Here is a 16908-nt window from a genome sequence, read left to right as displayed (position 1 = left end):
TTTACTACTATCACCAGATGATAATAGAGAGCAAAGACCGAATGCGCTGACCTATCAAGTTTATACTTCATGTTAGGTATATCATAATACGTCACCCAACAAGGTATATCTATCGCAGGGAAAAAGGGCGGCTCCGCTTTCATCCCCGGTCTGAAGACCGGGGACTTCCCGCTCCACCCCCTTTACCCCCGCAAGTTAAAAACGGAAGTCATTGAGAAGATCGGAGCTCTGATGACGGTTGCATTCGGGCTTGTGGCGGCACTTGCCTGGAACACTTCTATCCAGGCACTCTTTCGGGAAATCTTTGGTACCGCAGACAATCTTGTTGCAATGTTTTCCTATGCCCTGATTGTTACGATGATTGCAGTCATCGCTACCATATGGATCGCCCGCCTCCAGGTACTTGCCATCCGTGAAGACGAGAAAAAGAGTGCATAACAGATTAATGCGGCTGGCCTGTTGTCGAAGAACATCACAAGCCATCGCTTGTGACAGCCATAGCGCCAGAGATCGGTGGAGTATGGCGTTTTTTCGTCAAGAGATGCCTAAAACTCGCAAACAATACATTCTGCGTCCCGGTAAGGCCGTGAACGGAACCGATCAGATGCAAAAGTGACAGTACCTGATCTGAAAACACCTCCCTCATCCAGATCGCCTCCGGAGTCGAGCACCCCCTCTTGTCCCTATGGCTTTCGATCTCTTCAGGTACAAGATCCCTGGTCGCCTGCCTGGGAACATATTTTGTCTTGCGGTTCTCACGTATCGGAATCGCCAAAATCATCTCATTGTATCGTTTGATCACCGGATGCCCGCCCCTGCTGCAACCCTTCCGCCTGATTCCAGGCTGGGATCCCGCGTCGAGGACGACCTTTACATGGCTGCTTGCAGCCTGGCAATTTCCTCTTTCAGGGGGGGGGCGTCTGGAACGATCCGTTCATTCGATGCCCTGTTTGCGTCAGGTATGATAATCATATACCTGCTTTCGTCAGATACCGGGTCATCGAAGCAGGCAGAGAAGGTCTCCTGCCGTTTGCCGACACTCTCTGGAGTTGCTCCAGATAAGGCGGTTGTCTTGGGTGGTGACCGTTGATGAATCAGTCTACTTTCTGTGTGCCCGGAACCCCGGTGAGATCGCATGATGCATCGCATGAGCCGTTTACGACCCTGTATGCATCGGCGAGGACTGCGGCGTTGGCAAGGAGTCCGGCAATCAGCACCGCTTCGAGGATCTCTTCCCGTGTCGCGCCTTTGGACCGTGCCGCCCGCATATGGTACTCGACACAGTGGCTGCATTTCAATGCGGCGCCGACAGCCATGCTGATCAGCTCGACCACTTTGGGTTCAAGTTTTGAGAGCTGGGTGACTGATCCTTTGTAGAGGAGATGGGAGATGAGTACCTCGGGTTTCTCGCTCATCCGCTGAAAGATCAGGGGGACTGTGCCGTATTCCTGCTCGATCTGTTCAAGCCAGCACCTGGCGGTCTCATCCGATCCTTCCTCTTTGATATGACGTATAATATCCTCGAAATCCATCTCCACCTACACCACGATATGAGTCTCTGAAAAGGGTTTGATCTGAACCAATATGTAATCACGCATTCGTGAAGGTGAAATCCACGCAGTATCACCGATCGTCACATCCTCCTCAACAGGAAGCGATTTGATCACGTCATGATACCGATCAAATGGCAGCTTAATCCTGAGGCCGGTGAGCTGGACCGTGATCGGTGTTGGAGAATAGACCTGGTGAATCTCAGGAACGCCGTCTTCGATCACCTCTTTCAGCCGTGCGGGAGATACCGAGAGGGGGTCATGTGCGATCTCGTCACGGGCCACATTCAGCACCCGTGCAACCTCCTCGACAACCGCATCAAGCCGTCCGATATCGGCTTCGGTCCGTGTCCTGTGCATGAACCTCCCGAGATTGCCGACATAGCCTGCTGCCGGGGGATCGGTGATCCGTCTCAGTGCATCAACAGGCGGCGCACCGGTCAGGATAATCGGGACATTTACACCCCGCCTGAGCCCGTTGAACTTCTCTTCGATACAGGTCTCGAAGTTCCCAAGGACATAGATCGCAAGGTCATGCTCATTGATAACATCACGCTCTTCATCATTCAGCTGGGATATACGCTTCCCAAATCCACGTGCCAGGCCGACCATGTTCGTTTTGGCGCCAACCGTCCTGAGATATTCGGCAATATCGCAGGCCGAATGTGGGAGATGATGGATCTCAAGGCTCGGGATGACGACTGCGATCTCGCACCCGACAAGCGGCGATTCGGCCACTTCTCCGGCAAGCGGTCTTGCGAACGCAGTGAACCGTTCGATATCGTCTTTTGGAATGAATGCCTGGAGCACCATCTCCTGTGCCATCTCGTGCTTCTGGACGATGTAGCCGCCGAGATCCTCGATATAGTCAATGATCTCGTCATGCCGGTATACGCCGCCGGTATAGGTGATCGGAACAAGAATCATCTCATCACCTCTCCAATCAGGGTAAACTGTGCAGAAACGACATCCTCGACGACATGTTCGGGGAGAGTATTCTCACTTGCGGCATAGTAGAACTGCCGTTTTCCATAGTATTCTCTCCGGACTTTGAAGCCTTCGGGTGCGATCACCGTCATTGCATAGATTAAGTCGCGGAGCACTGTATCTGCCCTGTTCACAATCTCGATCTTCTCGAAGTTTTGTGGGATTTCTGCTTTCGAAATGATGATGGTGAACCTGTCGGGCTGATCGACATGATCGTGGCCGAAGATCTCGTAGAGCCGGGTGAGGAACTGCGCAAGATACGTCTCATCCCGGATAGAGATGACAGTCTCATCTCCCTGCATCTGGATCGAACCGATATCAGAGACCCGGATGCTGGCGCCTGCATCCCTGATCGTCCCGACGGCAACAAAGATCGGTATCCTTGGATCGATGAAGATCCTGAGTTTGGAGACGACCGCCGTGAGGTTGTGATCTGAAAGGACGGTCTCTGTGATCTGCCTGTAGAAATCCCGCCCCACCTCCTCGAAACACTCGACTTCGAACGCATCCAGCATCGTCACGGTTCAATCACTCCTTCTTCCTGTCAATAAACCCTGAGGCAAGGAGGGCAGAGCCTGTTGCACCGATATACTGGGAATGGTGCGGAACGATGATCTCGGTCTGGAGGAGTTCACCCATTGCCCTGACAAGCCCCTGGATCAGCGATGTGCCACCGACCATAATCACCGGCTCGCGGATATCAACCTCCTGGAGCTGCTGTTCGAAGACCTGCTCGGCAACCGAGTGACATGCCGCTGCCGCAACATCTTCGGGAGTACTTCCTGCCGCAAGGGCATTAACGAGGCTCTGTGTCCCAAAGACGATACAGTAGCTGTTCATCGGAACTCCGGCGGAGAGCCCTTTCATCGCAAGAGGCCCAAGCTCGGTGATATCGACGCCGAGCCGTTTTGCGGTCATCTCAAGGAACCTCCCGCTTGCCCCTGCACAGATCCCGCCCATCGTGAAAGTGCCGGGTATCCCGTCCATCACCGAGATCGCCTTGTTATCCATGCCCCCGATATCTATGACGGTTGCGGGGCCATGCTGGGTATCGGCAAGATAGACGGCACCCTTTGAGTTGACGGTCAGTTCTTCCTGGATAAGATCGGCATTGAGGTGTTTGCCGATCAAAAAGCGGCCGTACCCGGTTGTTCCTATCGCCTCGATATCGTTCATCGTGAGTCCGGCTTCTTCAAGGGCATCGGCAACAACCTTGTCTGAAGATCGCAGTACCTCGGTCGTCGGTTCCCATCCGGTTCCGATGATCTCGTTGTCTTTCATGACAATGCATTTCGTTGTGGATGAGCCCGAGTCGACCCCCATTGTGATTCCCGTCTGTTCCTCTCGTGCGAGGAGAGCACGGCGGCGTGCGATTGTTGTGAGCGCCTCCATGCGTGTCAGGAGCGTCCCCGAGGTGGTCCGTTCCGTAAACGAGTACGAGACGACAGGGAGGGTAGAGTTCATGTGGATGTATCGCCTGAGTTCGGTCCTGACGATTGCGGCTTCGGCACACCTAAAACAGCTCCCGATGAAGACCGCATCAGCCTCCACTTTTCCCGTAACAAGTGCTTCTGCCCGTGCAATGGCGAGTTTCAGATCCGGGCTCTTCACATTCAGCCCAAATGATCCAAAATCCCGTCGCAGATCTCTCAGTGAGATATCAGGATAGAAGACCTCGGCATCAACTGCCCGTGCCGCCTCTGCAATCTCGTTCTGGACACCCGAATACTCGGCCCCGCAGGTGAGCTGCGCAATCCGCACCGGCCTGCTCATGCCTCTTCACCCCCGAGTCCGGCGAGGAACGCCTTGATGGAAGCAACAAATGTGATCCCCTCCTCCTGTGATTTTGGGTATGATAGTTCAAGTATGGGAATCCCCTTTTGTTTCAAGAGGAATATGAGCAGCTCGTTTGTCCGTGCACAGCCCATGCAGCCAAAGGCAAAATCTGACTCTTCGATGATGATGGCCGCTTCTGCCTCTTCAATCAGCGGGCCGTACAGCGACATCCGTCCCCGTACTCCTGATGGGACCTCAACCGCTGCCCAGTGAAGCCCTTTCTTTGGGTCTTCAGGCGTGATCTGGAGTGGTGGCGAATCGAAACCGCCTGCCTGGATATGTTCGCGTACAGAGAGGGCTGAGCCAAGTGGCTTATGCCCGAAGCGTGCAACAAGATCTGAAAGCATCAGGCTTGTTGCCGGATAGATGAAGACCTTCGCCATCGTCAGGCCTCCTTCTCTATGATTGATAAGAGTTCGTCGATTTCCAGGGGTTCATCCCGTCTGATCGGCTGTGCTTTCTTCTTCAGATCGTCTGGCTTCATGGTATCAGTCTCTTTCAGTCCATGCGAAATAAATCGCGAAAGTCCGATCTCATATTCGTGCCCGAGATATCCGGGCCTCGATCCCCCGAGGTTTGCCCTGCATCTCCGTTCATCTCCCGGGGGAAAACCCCTGTCCTTGATGAAGATATGGAAGGGATCAAGCTTCCGGAGCCGGTCAACCACCCTTGCCACCTCCTCCGGTGTCCCGGTAACCTGTACGCCGAAACAGGTCTCCTTGATCATAACGCCCATGGCAACTTCATAGGCTGTAATTGCGAGATCCTGCGGGGTGGTTGTAGGCGATTCGACGAAGACATACTTCGTCTCGGTGCCGACATATTCGGGATTGTACTCTTTCATCTCTTCACCTCCCTGATATAGATGGTATCTCCCTCTTTCAGTTTCGCCAGCTTATCCACGTCGATCATGCTGCCGATTATGTTCGTCCCTTCAAACGGCTCTGCTGTTGGCCCGAACTCGGTATTTCCGGAGATCCGCACCCCCACAAGGCCGGCCCCTCTTCTGGAGGCGTTCGTCATCCCGATTGCGTTTTCCGGTGCGCAATCAACAGGTGTATTCTCCGGGATGATATTGATCCGCTCGGGAATCTCAGGTTCAAAGAGCCAGACATCGTCAAAACTGAAGAAGAACGGGAGCATCCCGACCGAGTACCGTTTGAGCCCGGTAAAGCGCCTGAATATATCAACTGTCCGGGGTGCCTTCTCGTCAAAGAGGATGATATCGATGACATCGTCCTGCATCATCGTCGTCAGGGTTACCTGCGTCTCCTTCAGCACCTCGAGGGTTGTACCCGGTTCCTGCGTGATGACAACCCTTTCGCTTGGGCTAAAATCGGAATCGGCAGTGACGGAGATGCCCCGCTCTTTTGCATACGCTACTGCCTCATCAAGGTGCATCCCCAGCAGATCGAAACGTTCGGGTTCGCAGGTGACAGCAAACGACTCTCCTTCGCGGATCAGCCTGACGAGCTCTATCCCGTGGGTAACCTGCCCGACGACCGAATGGCTCGGGCTCGTTGCCACATCTTCCCGATAGATGTAGATTGCGCCGGAGCGCTTCCCTTTTGTACGGGTGGTGACCGCACCTTCGCGCCGCGGCCCTTTCTGTTCGAGGCTGATATCCATATGCCCGAGACGGGCATCCATGCAATGGGTGGATGTGGTCCGATCGGCATGATAGATTCCGGATCTCAGGGAGAAGAGGAGGTGATCGACAGAGTGCGCGATGTTGGTATTGATTGCATCGTCTGAGTATCCGTCGGCTGCGATCCGGACATGAGAGATGATCTCCATCCCCTCCTCAAGCGGTAGGCTGAGATCAGTGGTAGTGATTGTATGGGTGGAATCTGCCCAGCTGATCATCCTCTCGATCTTTTCAATCCTGTCTCCGGAATCGAGCCTGTCGATTGTGCCGCGCCCGGCAATCACCCGGCCGATGATTCCGCCGCCTTCCGCTGCACCATGGTCTGCCTGGTGATCTTTACGGGAGATGATCAGGTACGACCGCCTCGTATCATATCCTCCGCAGCCGATCAGCAGATCTCCCCGTGCATACCGTGAGGGTTCGCGTGAGGGGACAAAATCGGCAGGAAATGGGCCGAATGCCGCAGCGTACCGGTCTGCCCAGTGGAGAGCCGGGTTAAATGACGGCTCATCCGGATCGGGAAGCACCACGCTGCTCTCAGGAATCTCGACTACAAACTCGCCCTTTGTTGTGAGGAGACGGAAATGCCTGGTTGCCTCTTCTGAGACGACACCCGGCCTGATAATGGCGAGAGAAAGGGATGGGTTGTGATCGGGAAGGATATCTTTCAGGCATGCTCCTTCACCTGCCTGGATCAGGGCGCCATCCAGAGTAACCCTCACCATGCTATGCTCCGGCAACAGCCTTGCTCATAATATCGCGTTCTTCTGCGGTAAGAAGATCCATGATCTCCTGGGTGGGTCCGATGGCGACGATCTTTCCTCCACGCATGAGTGCCGCGCGATCGCAGACCTCACGCACAAAATCCATGTCATGTGAGACGATCACGAAGGTTTCATCCATCTCTTCACGCGAGTGAAGAATTGAATGCTTCACATCGACTTTTGTGATCGGATCCATCGTACCGGTCGGCTCATCAAGGATAATGATCTTTGGCTCTCTGATTAAGACCTGTGCCAGTGCAACACGGTGACGCTCCCCTTCTGAGAGGGAGTTGGGTTGTCTGTTTAAGACTGCCCTTCCTTTTTCCTCGGTGAAGCCTGCCATCTTCAGCGTGATCATCGCCTTCCGGATTGCAAGCTCCTTTGGAAACTCAAGCCCGATTGAATCAGTGAGGTTATCAAGGACACTCCTGTGCGGGAAGAGGTCGTACTCCTGGTGGAGCAGGCCGATGTACATCTTGGCACGACCCCTGTACTGGTACCCGGGACGGGTCATGTCAACCCATTCATCGCCGATCTGGATGTCAAGCCTGCCGCTTGTCGGTTCAAGTATCCCGGATATGATCCTTGAGAGTGTCGTTTTTCCGGCACCGCTTGTGCCGATGATCCCAAAGATCTCCTTCTCCCTGATCTCAAAGTCAACTCCGTCAACCGCACGGATCACACCCCTGTCAACGGAGATATACCGTTTTTTCAGGTTTTCGCATTTGATTAGTACATTGCCAAATTCGGGCTTCTCAAAGACCTCCTCATCATGGTGGTCTTTCATGAAGGTGGCGATCACCTGCTGCGGGGTTCCGGTGGCAGCGATCTCGCCATCTGCGATGAGGATCGCACGGTCAGCGACATCCTCGATTGCCTGGGCAAAGTGGGAGGTGATGATCATACCCATTGATGCCGAGTTTGCGGCCTCTTTGAGCATCTCGTGAACCACACGGGCCATCTTCGGGTCAAGGGTAGCGGTCGGTTCATCGGCAAAGAGGAGGAACGGCTCTTTTGCAAGCTGGCGCGCGAGTACCACACGCTGTTTCTCGCCGCCGGAGAGGTCACGTGCAATATGCATCATCCTATGGGAGAGCCGAACCTCGTCGAGGAGATCGGCAGCGCGTGTGACTGCCTTTCCCGATGGGTATCCGGTATCTTCAAGCGCCCTGAGCACATTCTCGATGACGCGATCATTGCCATATAACGCAAATGTCCGCTGGAACATAATGGCGGTTCTCTGCATCAGGCGGCGCCTGGTGGAATCGTCATCATTCCAGAGATCTACATCCTTTTCTTTCAGAGTTCCCCCCGAACACCGGGGACAGGAGGATCCGGCACGGCTCCCAAGCTCAATCCTTCCGCAGGCATCACACATCGAGACATGGTAGATGATCCGCCCTTCGGTCGGGGCCTGGTCGATTCCGCGGATAAGATGGATCAGGACGGTTTTCCCAGAACCGCTCCTGCCGATGATGCCGACGGTCTCTCCTTCGGTGATCTCAAGATTGATCTTATTGAGTACCCTCGTGCCATTAAAATCCATGCAGAGGTTTTCGACAGAGATAAAGGGTTTCATGAAGCAGCCTCTTGAAGTAGTATGTAGAGTCAAGGAGCATATTAGTCTTTATATGTGAACAGTCATGCCGGGATCTGCACGCAAAACCCCCTCAATGATTGAAATCACCTCATCGAGGTGATGAATAATATAGTTCGACGCACATTCCAGCGCCTCAATCCGCTCACCCCGCTGCTGTTCAGAGAGGATTGCAATATCAGCCTCTCTCATCGCCCGAAGGTCATTGATCCCGTCGCCGACCATTACTACTGTATCATATCCCTCTTTGAGCCGCCGTACTATCTCCGCCTTCATTGTCGGGGTTGCAACGCCGAAGATTCTGTCATGCGGGATGCCGAGATAATCTCCCATCCGCTCAAGTTTTGAGCCCCTGTCTCCAGAAGCGATGAATGTAGCAATCCCCATCTGGTGGAGCCGGGTGATCGTCTCTTTTGCTCCTGGAAAAGGGCTTCCTCCTGCAGTGATGGTATATTCGATCCGCCGGTTCCTGACATTCAGTATCACGCCAGAGTTGATCGCCATGATGGGTTTGATATGGCTGCAACGGTTCCAGACTCTCCGTATCGTTTCCTGGAGATCGCCGACAATTGCGTACTGCTCATGGTAGAGGATATCTGCAATTTCATCCTGGGTTATCACCCTCCTCCCACAGGATATCCCAAAATCGATCATATTCTTAATGAGAAATGCTGAAAGGAGCTCATTTTTATCGGCTTTTATCACATCCTCCGAATGTGCATGAAGGAGCACCAGGATCCGATCCGGATCATCGAAAGTGAGCGTTGTCGATTCAACCTCCTCGATTAGTTTACCGGCAGGAATATCTTTTGCAACCCGGTATGTCCTGAGAAGCGTCCCTGCACTGTCAAAGACTACGGCAATCGTCATCAGGAAACCACCTTTATCTATGATAAGTACCGTCGATTGATATATGCCACTGATCAGAACAGCAGACGCCATCCGCACCATGCAGATCCGGGGTGCCGGCCGGATTGCACGTGCAGCAGCAGCAGCACTCCGCGATCATGCAGCGTCAATAGAATCATCAGATCGCGTTTCTTTCATCAAAGAGATGACGCAGGCAGGAGATATACTCCGGTCAACCCGTCCGACCGCCGTCTCTCTCCCAAATGCAATCCATATCGTTCTGCGGGATCTAAAGAATGCAACCAGTGCCGATGATGCGCGCGGTATCATCACCAAAAATGCGGATGCGTTCATACGGGCATCAGAAGAAGCGATCCAAACGATCGCCGGTATCGGTGCACGCCAGATAGGGGATGGCGATACAATCCTCACCCACTGCAACTCCGAGGCAGCACTTGCCTGTATCATCGAGGCGAAGCGGCAGGGAAAGGAGATTGTGGTCTTTGCTACTGAAGTGCGGCCATGGAACCAGGGTCTGCTCACGATTGAGGTGCTGAACCGCCACGAGATCGAAACCCACTATATCGTCGACTCTGCCGTCCGGGCCTTTATCAACGATATCGATATTGTGATTGCCGGGGCGGATGCAGTCTGTTCGGATGGGAGCGTCATCAACAAGATAGGAACATCCCAGATTGCCCTTTCCGCACATGAGGCACGGACAAAGATGGTATTTGCGGCGGAAACGTACAAGTTCGCACCCCGCACCCTCGCAGGATATACGATACCTATCGAGGAGCGGCCCGGCTTCGAAGTCCTCTCCGATGAAATTGCCCGGAAATATCCTTTTGTCAGGGTGCGAAATCCGGTATTTGACATAACACCAGCCGCATATATCGATGGCATCATTACAGAAACCGGTCTCATCCCGCCATCCTATGCGCCGTCTGTTATCAGTGATCATCTGGGGTGGGATCTCTCATTAATCGGGGATGGGGCTTTTTAAATGGCGCAGATGCGGTATGATCGTGTGGAATAACCTGATGATACATTTTTTAGATTCACGGACAAGGTAATTGAGAAGATTGGATGAGGAGATGTTCATGGGTGTCAAATTTGTAAAATTACAGGGAAATGGCAATGATTTCATCCTGATCGATGAGATGGAGAATGAGATAATCCCTGAAGAGATGAAAGCTTCGTTTGCGATGCTCTTCTGTGATCGCCGGTTTGGTATTGGCGGTGATGGTGTCCTCTTCATCTCAAAATCCGAATCTGCGGATGTAAAGATGCGCCTCTTCCAGCCTGACGAGTCTGAAGCCGAGATGTGCGGGAACGGGATTAGGTGCCTTGCCCGGTATGCATATGATCATGACTATATCAAAGAGGAGAGCACAGTCGAGACGCTCGCCGGTATAATGCCTGTCTCCCTTGGATACCAGAATGACGAATTCTATGCAACCATTACGATGCCTACCCCGGTATTTGTACGGAGCGGGATTCCTGCCACCGGTGAGGGTGGCGACGATTACTCGGAGTATATCGGCACCTATCAGGTCTATGCCGCAAATACCGGTGTTCCCCATGCAGTCGTCTTTGTCGATGAGATCGGGGCAATCGATCCGATGAAGCTCGGTCCCGTCATCAGGAACCACCCCACCTTCCCAAAGGGCGCGAATGTTAACTTTGTCGAGAAAGTGAACACGAACCATCTCAGGATCAGAACCTTCGAACGTGGTGTCGAGGGTGAAACCTGGTCATGCGGAACCGGCGCAACGGCATCAGCAGCGGTTGCCCATAAGCTCGGCTATGTAACCAGGGATTGTATCGTCGAGACAAAGGGCGGCCCCCTCCGGATTCGGTTTGATGACACTGTCACGATGACCGGTCCCGCCGAAGTCGTCTTCATCGGGATGATCCAGCTCTGAATAAAGAGATTAATACCGATATTCCCGGCAGATGGCCGGGATTACCCGCTTTTTTTGTATTTGATCTGCTGCCAGACTGATGCATCCTGCGCCTGCCTCAGCACTTTCTGATCCCGTCTTCTGTGATCGCAAAATCAAATGATTCCCCCTCAGGGCGGGAGCGGTGCTTCATGACGATTGCCCGGCGGCTGCTCTCTCTCCGCTCGATCCTGATGATCGCCTTTGAGATATGAGAGAGGGTTGTTCCCCCAAGACCTGAGAAGGTGCCTGTTTTCGGGTCCATGTACACCTGGTTGGTAATTAAGACCGGAACCTGGTATCTTCGTGCGATGGAGAGGATATCGATCATCTGCTTCCCTAGCATCCGCTGTACATCGCCCCGCTTCTCCAGTTCCGAGCGGTAGAGGGCGGTTGCCGAATCCATCACAATCAAGCCGATTGTATGCTTTGAAAAGATCTTCTGCGACTCTGTGATCATCAGCCCCTGTTCTGCAAAATCGATCGGCTCAAACAGGTAGAGCCGTGTGGCGAGCTCCGGGGCTGCATCTTCGCCGCCGCAGATCTGGACGAAACGGTCCGGCGAGAAGCCTTCGGTATCAAAGAAGATGACACCGTCACCCTTCTTAAGGGTGGCAACCGCCGCCATGATGGCAAGCGTGCTCTTGCCGCTTCCCGGTTCTCCATAGATCTGTGTGATCATCTGCTTCTCAAGGCCACCGCCGAGGATACGGTCCAGATCCGGGTTGCCTGTGCTTACTCGCCCATTCTCCACTCTTCCAGCTCCCGGTAGGCGATCTCCTCGGCTCTCTTCTTCACGTCCCGGACGCTCAGTCCGTTCCGTTCTGCCGCGGCGGCGACAGCATCGAATTCGGCTTTAACTGAGATGATATTTCCTTTCGAGTACCCGATCTTAACTCCGATCTCGTCTCCCTCCGGTATCCGGACAGAGAGCACCCTTCGATCCGCAATGAAACGGTGGACCGACGGGATGCACCGGACACCAAGCGTTCCAAGCTCTTCTGCCATGATTTTTGCAAGCCGCTCTGAATCTTCCGTGCGGCAGATCACCCGGATGAGATGGCCGGGCCTTCCCTTCTTCATGATGATCGGAGCGGCTGAGGCATCACGTGCACCTTCGCGATGGAGGCGGGAGATGGTGTGGGCGATCACCTCGCCATCGACATCATCGACATTCGTCTCCAGGATATCAACGACCGGGAGGCTCTCGTTGCTCTCCAGGATCATCACGCGGAGCACATTTGGGCGATCCTTTGGGTTTCTTGTGCCTGCCCCGTACCCGACTGCAGCGATGGTGCCGTTTTCGTCACCTTCTGCAAATGATCTCCGAAACTCTGCGAGGAGTGCAGCCCCTGTCGGGGTGACCAGCTCGCCGGTCTCCTCATCTGTTCTCCTCGTGAGAAGCCCGGACTCTTCGAAGATATAGGCGGTTGCCGGTGCCGGGACCGGCATGATGCCATGGGCTGATCGGATCGTCCCTCTGCCGAGCGGGAGCGGCAGGATTGCGACTGCATCCGGAGCGAGGGAGAGGAGGGCGGTGCATGCCCCGATCACATCCGCAATCGCGTCATCCGCTCCGACCTCGTGGAAATGGGCATGATCCCCATGGACGCGGGTTTCGGCGTTGTGTATCCTCGTAAAAACCCGCGCTGCCATCTCTTTTACATCTTCTGTTGCATCTGATCTCCGGAGGCGGGCCAGGACCTCTTCGAGTGTCCGGCTTCCCTCTTTCGCATGGGTCTTTACATATGTCGCCTGAATGCCACATCGGGTAACTATTGAGGTCTCCGGTATCTGGACGAGAGAGGCCATCGCCCGGATCACCGCCTCCCTGTCCGCACCGGCGGCAAGGAGCGCTCCGGTGATCATATCTCCTGCTGCACCGTTCACCGGGTCAAAGAGGATTGTCCGCATTGAAAAACACTACTTATATGTCCGGACACTGATGACAATAAAGTAATGCCTGAACTGTATCTGAAGGTCGATTCGGCCTATCCTGAAGATCTGGGTGGAGGTAAGGCACGCCTCGATCCGGAGACTATGCTCGCACTCCGTGTGTCCCCCGGCGATCTGATCAAAGTCGAGGGGAAGAAGGAGACGCTCGCCAAAGTCTGGCGTGCAATGGCAAAAGACTGGGATCAGCAGAAGATCCGGATCGATAAGTTCACCCGGGAGAATGCTGCCGTCACCATAGGCGATCGTGTCAAAATCTCAAAGGTTGAGGCGGTGATTGAGGCAAAAGAGGTGGTTATTGCGCCTCCTGAGAACCTGCCGCCGCACCTGACCATTCATATGGAGCATGCTGCACAGGGTCTGATCAACTATCCGGTTTCGACAGGCGATGTAGTTCCTATTCGTGCCATGATGATCCCCCAGCTTATCGAATTCAAGGTGATCTCCCTTGAGCCTGAGGATGCGGTGATCATCACCAGAAATACGACCATCACCGTTTCCGACAAGCCAGCTCCCGGATTTGAAGGGCTGAAGCGGATCAGCTACGAGGATATCGGCGGGTTAAAGGACGAGCTCCAGCGTCTCCGTGAAACAATTGAGCTCCCGATACGCCACCCCGAGCTCTTCAAGACGCTTGGGATCGAGCCGCCAAAGGGTGTCCTGCTGTATGGCCCTCCCGGCACCGGGAAGACGCTGATTGCCCGTGCGGTTGCAAATGAGTCCGGAGCCAACTTCATCTCGATTGCAGGGCCTGAAGTGATCTCAAAGTACTATGGGGAATCCGAACAGCGGCTCCGGGAGGTATTCGAGGAAGCAAATGAGAATGCGCCTTCGATCATCTTCATCGATGAACTCGACTCGATTGCGCCGAAGCGGGAGGATGTGACCGGCGAGGTGGAGCGGCGGGTGGTTGCCCAGCTGCTGACGATGATGGATGGGCTTGAAGAGCGGGGGCAGGTTGTTGTGATCGGTGCAACTAACCGTCTGGATGCGATCGATCCCGCCCTCAGGCGTCCCGGCAGGTTCGACCGCGAGATCGAGATCGGGGTGCCGCCGCATGCGGACCGCCAGGAGATCCTCAATATCCATACACGCGGCATGCCAATTGACGAGGGTGTGCGGATCGATCTGATCGCCAGCCGGACGCATGGTTTTGTCGGTGCTGATCTCGCCGCCCTTGCGAGGGAAGCTGCTATCCGCGCACTCCGTCGGTATCTTCCCGAGATCGATCTCGAACAGGACTCGATACCGCAGGAGGTGCTCGATAATCTCAGGGTTACTTCAGATGACTTCCGCGAGGCACAGCGGGAGGTCTTCCCCTCGGCTATGCGTGAGGTGATGCTGGAGGGAACTAATATCACGTGGTCCGATGTGGGCGGTCTCGCTGCTGCACGGCAGGAGATCCGGGAGGCAGTTGAGCTGCCGCTCACCGGGAGGGAGAAGTTTGAGGAGCTTGGGATCACGTCTCCAAAAGGGATTCTCCTGTATGGGCCCCCCGGAACCGGGAAGACCCTGATCGCAAAAGCAGTGGCAACCGAGTCGGGTGCGAACTTCATCCCGATTAAAGGGCCCCAGCTCCTCTCCAAATGGGTGGGGGAGAGCGAGCGGGCGGTCCGTGAGATCTTTAAGAAAGCCCGCCAGGTGGCACCCTCGATCATTCTCTTCGATGAGATGGATGCTCTCACCCCGGCACGGGGTGGGGGGGATTCTTCCCATACTATCGAGAGCGTCTTAAACCAGATCCTAACCGAGATCGACGGGATCGAGGATATCCGTGATGTGATCGTGATGGGGGCAACCAACAGACCGGATATTGTTGATCCGGCCCTCCTCCGCCCCGGCAGGTTCGACCGGCTCGTCTATATCGGGGAGCCGGATGAAGAGGATCGGAAAAAGATCCTCTGGATCCATATGAGGAGCATGCCGATTGAGGAGGGAACGATTGAAGAGTTCATCAGCCTACTTGAAGGCTGTGAATATAGCTGTATCGAGAAGATATTTGGGTCAATCGGAGAAGGAAAAGAGATCACCGTTGATGCGATCCGGGAAGCTGCATCCGGGATGCCGAAGAAGGAGGGGGTAGGGCTGAAGAGGAGCGAGATACGGAAGCTTATCCATGATCTAATCTTACGGTTCAATCAGCAGTATCCTGATCCTGCACGGGATATGATCATCCAAACCGTTGCAGCCCGGACCGCCGGGTATGTCGGATCCGATCTCGAAGGGCTCTGCCGCGAGGCAGGGATGCTTGCGATGCGGGAAGGGGTAACGGTCGTCTCCACCCGCCACTTCGAAGCGGCAATGGAGAAGGTACGGCCGACGATGAACGAGCGGCTCACAGAATACTACTCCCGGATACAGCAACACTTCAAAGGCGGGCTCCCCCGTCAGTCACAGCCGGTCGAGTATCAGTAATACTCTTATGATCCGGGGGAGATACCCCTCTCCTCATGTCTGCTGAGGAGATAGGTGAGCCACAGGAGCACTGGTCTTCCGGCCTTGGGTTCATCCTTGCATCGATTGGTGCCGCTGTTGGTATCGGAAATATCTGGCGGTTTTCAACGGTTGTCGGCCAGAACGGGGGCGGCGCGTATCTCATCCCGTTTCTGCTTGCCGTCTTTTTGATCGCCCTCCCCCTGATGGTGATTGAGATCAAGGCGGGCCGGGCCCTTGCCGCCGATGTTGTCACTGCTTTTGAGAAAGTACATCGGCGCCTCTCAAAGGCAGGCTGGTTCCTGATTGCAGTCGGCTTTGTTGTCCTGAGCTATTACCTCGTCATCACCGGCTGGACTCTTGGATTCGTCATCTTCTCTCTGATTGGAACCGATGGCAGGTTTGCGTCCTTTACCGCCGGATACCTGCCGGTGCTCTTCTTCATCATCTCAGCCCTCCTGACAGGCGGGGTGGTTGCACTTGGTGTCAAAGAGGGGATCGAACGGGTGACCCGCTGGCTCATCCCGTTCAGCTTCATCATCTTGATCGGCCTTGCCATCTATGCCGCAACACTGCCTGGTTTTGCCGATGCCTTTGCCTTCTTCTTTACCCCGGACTTCTCGGTACTTGCCGATCCTACACTCTGGGCGGCGGCATTTGGCCAGTCATTCTTCTCGCTCTCGGTTGGAACCGGCATCCTCCTCACCTACGGCTCCTATCTCAGGCGTTAGGTTCCAATTGCACGATCTGCCCTGTACATCACCATCGCCGATCTCTTTGTTGCGATACTCGCAGGGCTGATCGTCTTCCCGATCGTCTTCACCTTCGGTTTCTCCCCTGCAATGGGGGCCGAGCTCACCTTCACAATCCTGCCTCAGGCATTTGCAGAGATACCGTTTGGTGCGGTGATTGGATTTCTGTTCTTCCTCCTCCTCTTCTTCTCTGCACTGACCGCAGCGGTCTCGATGATCGAGATGCCCCTTGCCTCCCTTGTCGCACGGAAGGGGATCTCCCGAAAGAAGGCAAGCCTTTTCCTTACCGGAGGCGTGATCGCAATCGGCCTCCCTTCGGCTCTCAGCTATTCGGCGATGAACCTCACGCTCGGGGGCATCCCTGTGCTGGATCTCCTTGATGAGACGGCCGGCTCATTCGGCCTTCCCCTGACGGCACTGATCATGGCAGTTGCGTTTGGGTGGATGCTTGATCCCCGGATGCTCAGGGAGAGGGGCGGGCTGAAAGGGTTCATTCCGCACCTTATCCTCGCGATATGCCGGTATCTGATTCCCCCGGTTCTGGTGGTGACGCTCCTCCTCCTTGGAATCAACCTGGTGTGGGGATAACCGAT

Annotated in this window: 16 protein-coding genes and 2 pseudogenes; 5 read left to right on the top strand and 13 right to left on the bottom strand. The window is 54.7% G+C overall.

The features are described 5' to 3' along the window. Window positions 1-71: pseudogene (locus FTO68_RS11985) on the bottom strand (IS200/IS605 family transposase); the annotation flags it as partial. A gap of 70 nt (window positions 72-141) precedes the next feature. On the opposite strand from FTO68_RS11985, the gene FTO68_RS05250 reads away from it, so the two are divergent. Beyond that, entirely contained in the window at window positions 142-438 is a 297-nt protein-coding gene (locus FTO68_RS05250; RefSeq protein ID WP_368659879.1) for a DUF5654 family protein, read from the top strand. A gap of 34 nt (window positions 439-472) precedes the next feature. Here FTO68_RS05250 and FTO68_RS11955 read toward each other — a convergent pair whose 3' ends face one another. From FTO68_RS11955 to FTO68_RS05205, 10 genes are all read right to left on the bottom strand, one after another. Next, window positions 473-781 (bottom strand): asparagine synthase-related protein, encoded by a 309-nt coding sequence (locus FTO68_RS11955; protein ID WP_368659878.1) that lies wholly within the window; start codon window positions 779-781, stop codon window positions 473-475. A 313-nt stretch (window positions 782-1094) separates the two neighbouring features. Then, window positions 1095-1532, bottom strand: coding sequence for a carboxymuconolactone decarboxylase family protein (locus FTO68_RS05245; protein WP_255332328.1), 438 nt, complete (start codon window positions 1530-1532; stop codon window positions 1095-1097). A gap of 6 nt (window positions 1533-1538) precedes the next feature. After that, window positions 1539-2477 (bottom strand): methanogenesis marker 7 protein, encoded by a 939-nt coding sequence (locus FTO68_RS05240; RefSeq protein WP_255332327.1) that lies wholly within the window; start codon window positions 2475-2477, stop codon window positions 1539-1541. Then, window positions 2474-3052, bottom strand: a complete 579-nt coding sequence (locus tag FTO68_RS05235; protein WP_255332333.1) for a methanogenesis marker 17 protein — start codon at window positions 3050-3052, stop codon at window positions 2474-2476. Before FTO68_RS05235 ends, FTO68_RS05240 begins: the two co-directional genes overlap by 4 nt. A 13-nt stretch (window positions 3053-3065) precedes the next feature. Next, window positions 3066-4310: a methanogenesis marker 15 protein gene (locus FTO68_RS05230; RefSeq protein WP_255332326.1), complete on the bottom strand. Its 1245-nt coding sequence runs from the start codon at window positions 4308-4310 to the stop codon at window positions 3066-3068. Next, a complete protein-coding gene (locus FTO68_RS05225) occupies window positions 4307-4756 on the bottom strand; it encodes a methanogenesis marker 5 protein (RefSeq protein ID WP_255332325.1) in 450 nt (149 codons plus the stop codon). The genes FTO68_RS05230 and FTO68_RS05225 overlap by 4 nt, the downstream gene beginning before the upstream one ends. A 2-nt stretch (window positions 4757-4758) precedes the next feature. Beyond that, on the bottom strand, window positions 4759-5217 hold the full coding sequence (locus tag FTO68_RS05220; protein WP_255332324.1) for a methanogenesis marker 6 protein: 459 nt from the start codon (window positions 5215-5217) through the stop codon (window positions 4759-4761). Then, window positions 5214-6746, bottom strand: coding sequence for a methyl-coenzyme M reductase-associated protein Mmp3 (gene mmp3, locus FTO68_RS05215; RefSeq protein ID WP_255332323.1), 1533 nt, complete (start codon window positions 6744-6746; stop codon window positions 5214-5216). The genes FTO68_RS05220 and mmp3 overlap by 4 nt, the downstream gene beginning before the upstream one ends. Before the next feature lies 1 nt (window position 6747). Then, the gene (atwA, locus tag FTO68_RS05210) at window positions 6748-8364 is read right to left on the bottom strand and encodes a methyl coenzyme M reductase system, component A2 (protein WP_255332322.1); all 1617 of its coding nucleotides are present in this window, start codon (window positions 8362-8364) and stop codon (window positions 6748-6750) included. 48 nt (window positions 8365-8412) lie between these two features. After that, complete coding sequence (locus tag FTO68_RS05205; protein ID WP_255332321.1) at window positions 8413-9252, bottom strand: HAD family hydrolase; 840 nt, start codon at window positions 9250-9252, stop codon at window positions 8413-8415. A 43-nt stretch (window positions 9253-9295) separates the two neighbouring features. On the opposite strand from FTO68_RS05205, the gene FTO68_RS05200 reads away from it, so the two are divergent. Beyond that, window positions 9296-10237, top strand: a complete 942-nt coding sequence (locus tag FTO68_RS05200) for a ribose 1,5-bisphosphate isomerase (protein ID WP_255332320.1) — start codon at window positions 9296-9298, stop codon at window positions 10235-10237. Window positions 10238-10334: 97 nt separating this feature from the next. Further along, the gene (dapF, locus tag FTO68_RS05195) at window positions 10335-11159 is read left to right on the top strand and encodes a diaminopimelate epimerase (RefSeq protein WP_255332319.1); all 825 of its coding nucleotides are present in this window, start codon (window positions 10335-10337) and stop codon (window positions 11157-11159) included. A gap of 97 nt (window positions 11160-11256) precedes the next feature. Here dapF and radB read toward each other — a convergent pair whose 3' ends face one another. Together radB and larC are read right to left on the bottom strand one after the other, a co-directional pair. Next, on the bottom strand, window positions 11257-11931 hold the full coding sequence (radB, locus tag FTO68_RS05190; protein ID WP_255332318.1) for a DNA repair and recombination protein RadB: 675 nt from the start codon (window positions 11929-11931) through the stop codon (window positions 11257-11259). Next, complete coding sequence (gene larC / locus FTO68_RS05185) at window positions 11913-13091, bottom strand: nickel pincer cofactor biosynthesis protein LarC (RefSeq protein ID WP_255332317.1); 1179 nt, start codon at window positions 13089-13091, stop codon at window positions 11913-11915. The genes radB and larC overlap by 19 nt, the downstream gene beginning before the upstream one ends. Window positions 13092-13136: 45 nt before the next feature. On the opposite strand from larC, the gene FTO68_RS05180 reads away from it, so the two are divergent. Beyond that, window positions 13137-15545: a CDC48 family AAA ATPase gene (locus FTO68_RS05180; RefSeq protein ID WP_255332316.1), complete on the top strand. Its 2409-nt coding sequence runs from the start codon at window positions 13137-13139 to the stop codon at window positions 15543-15545. A gap of 35 nt (window positions 15546-15580) precedes the next feature. Further along, window positions 15581-16903, top strand: a pseudogene (locus FTO68_RS05175) (sodium-dependent transporter). Window positions 16904-16908: the final 5 nt, after the last annotated feature.

Origin of the sequence: Methanocalculus taiwanensis (assembly GCF_024372745.1) — an archaeon.
Classification (GTDB): domain Archaea; phylum Halobacteriota; class Methanomicrobia; order Methanomicrobiales; family Methanocorpusculaceae; genus Methanocalculus; species Methanocalculus taiwanensis.
The sequence above is the reverse complement of the archived record's forward strand: the minus strand, read 5'-3'. Positions and strand labels throughout refer to the sequence as shown.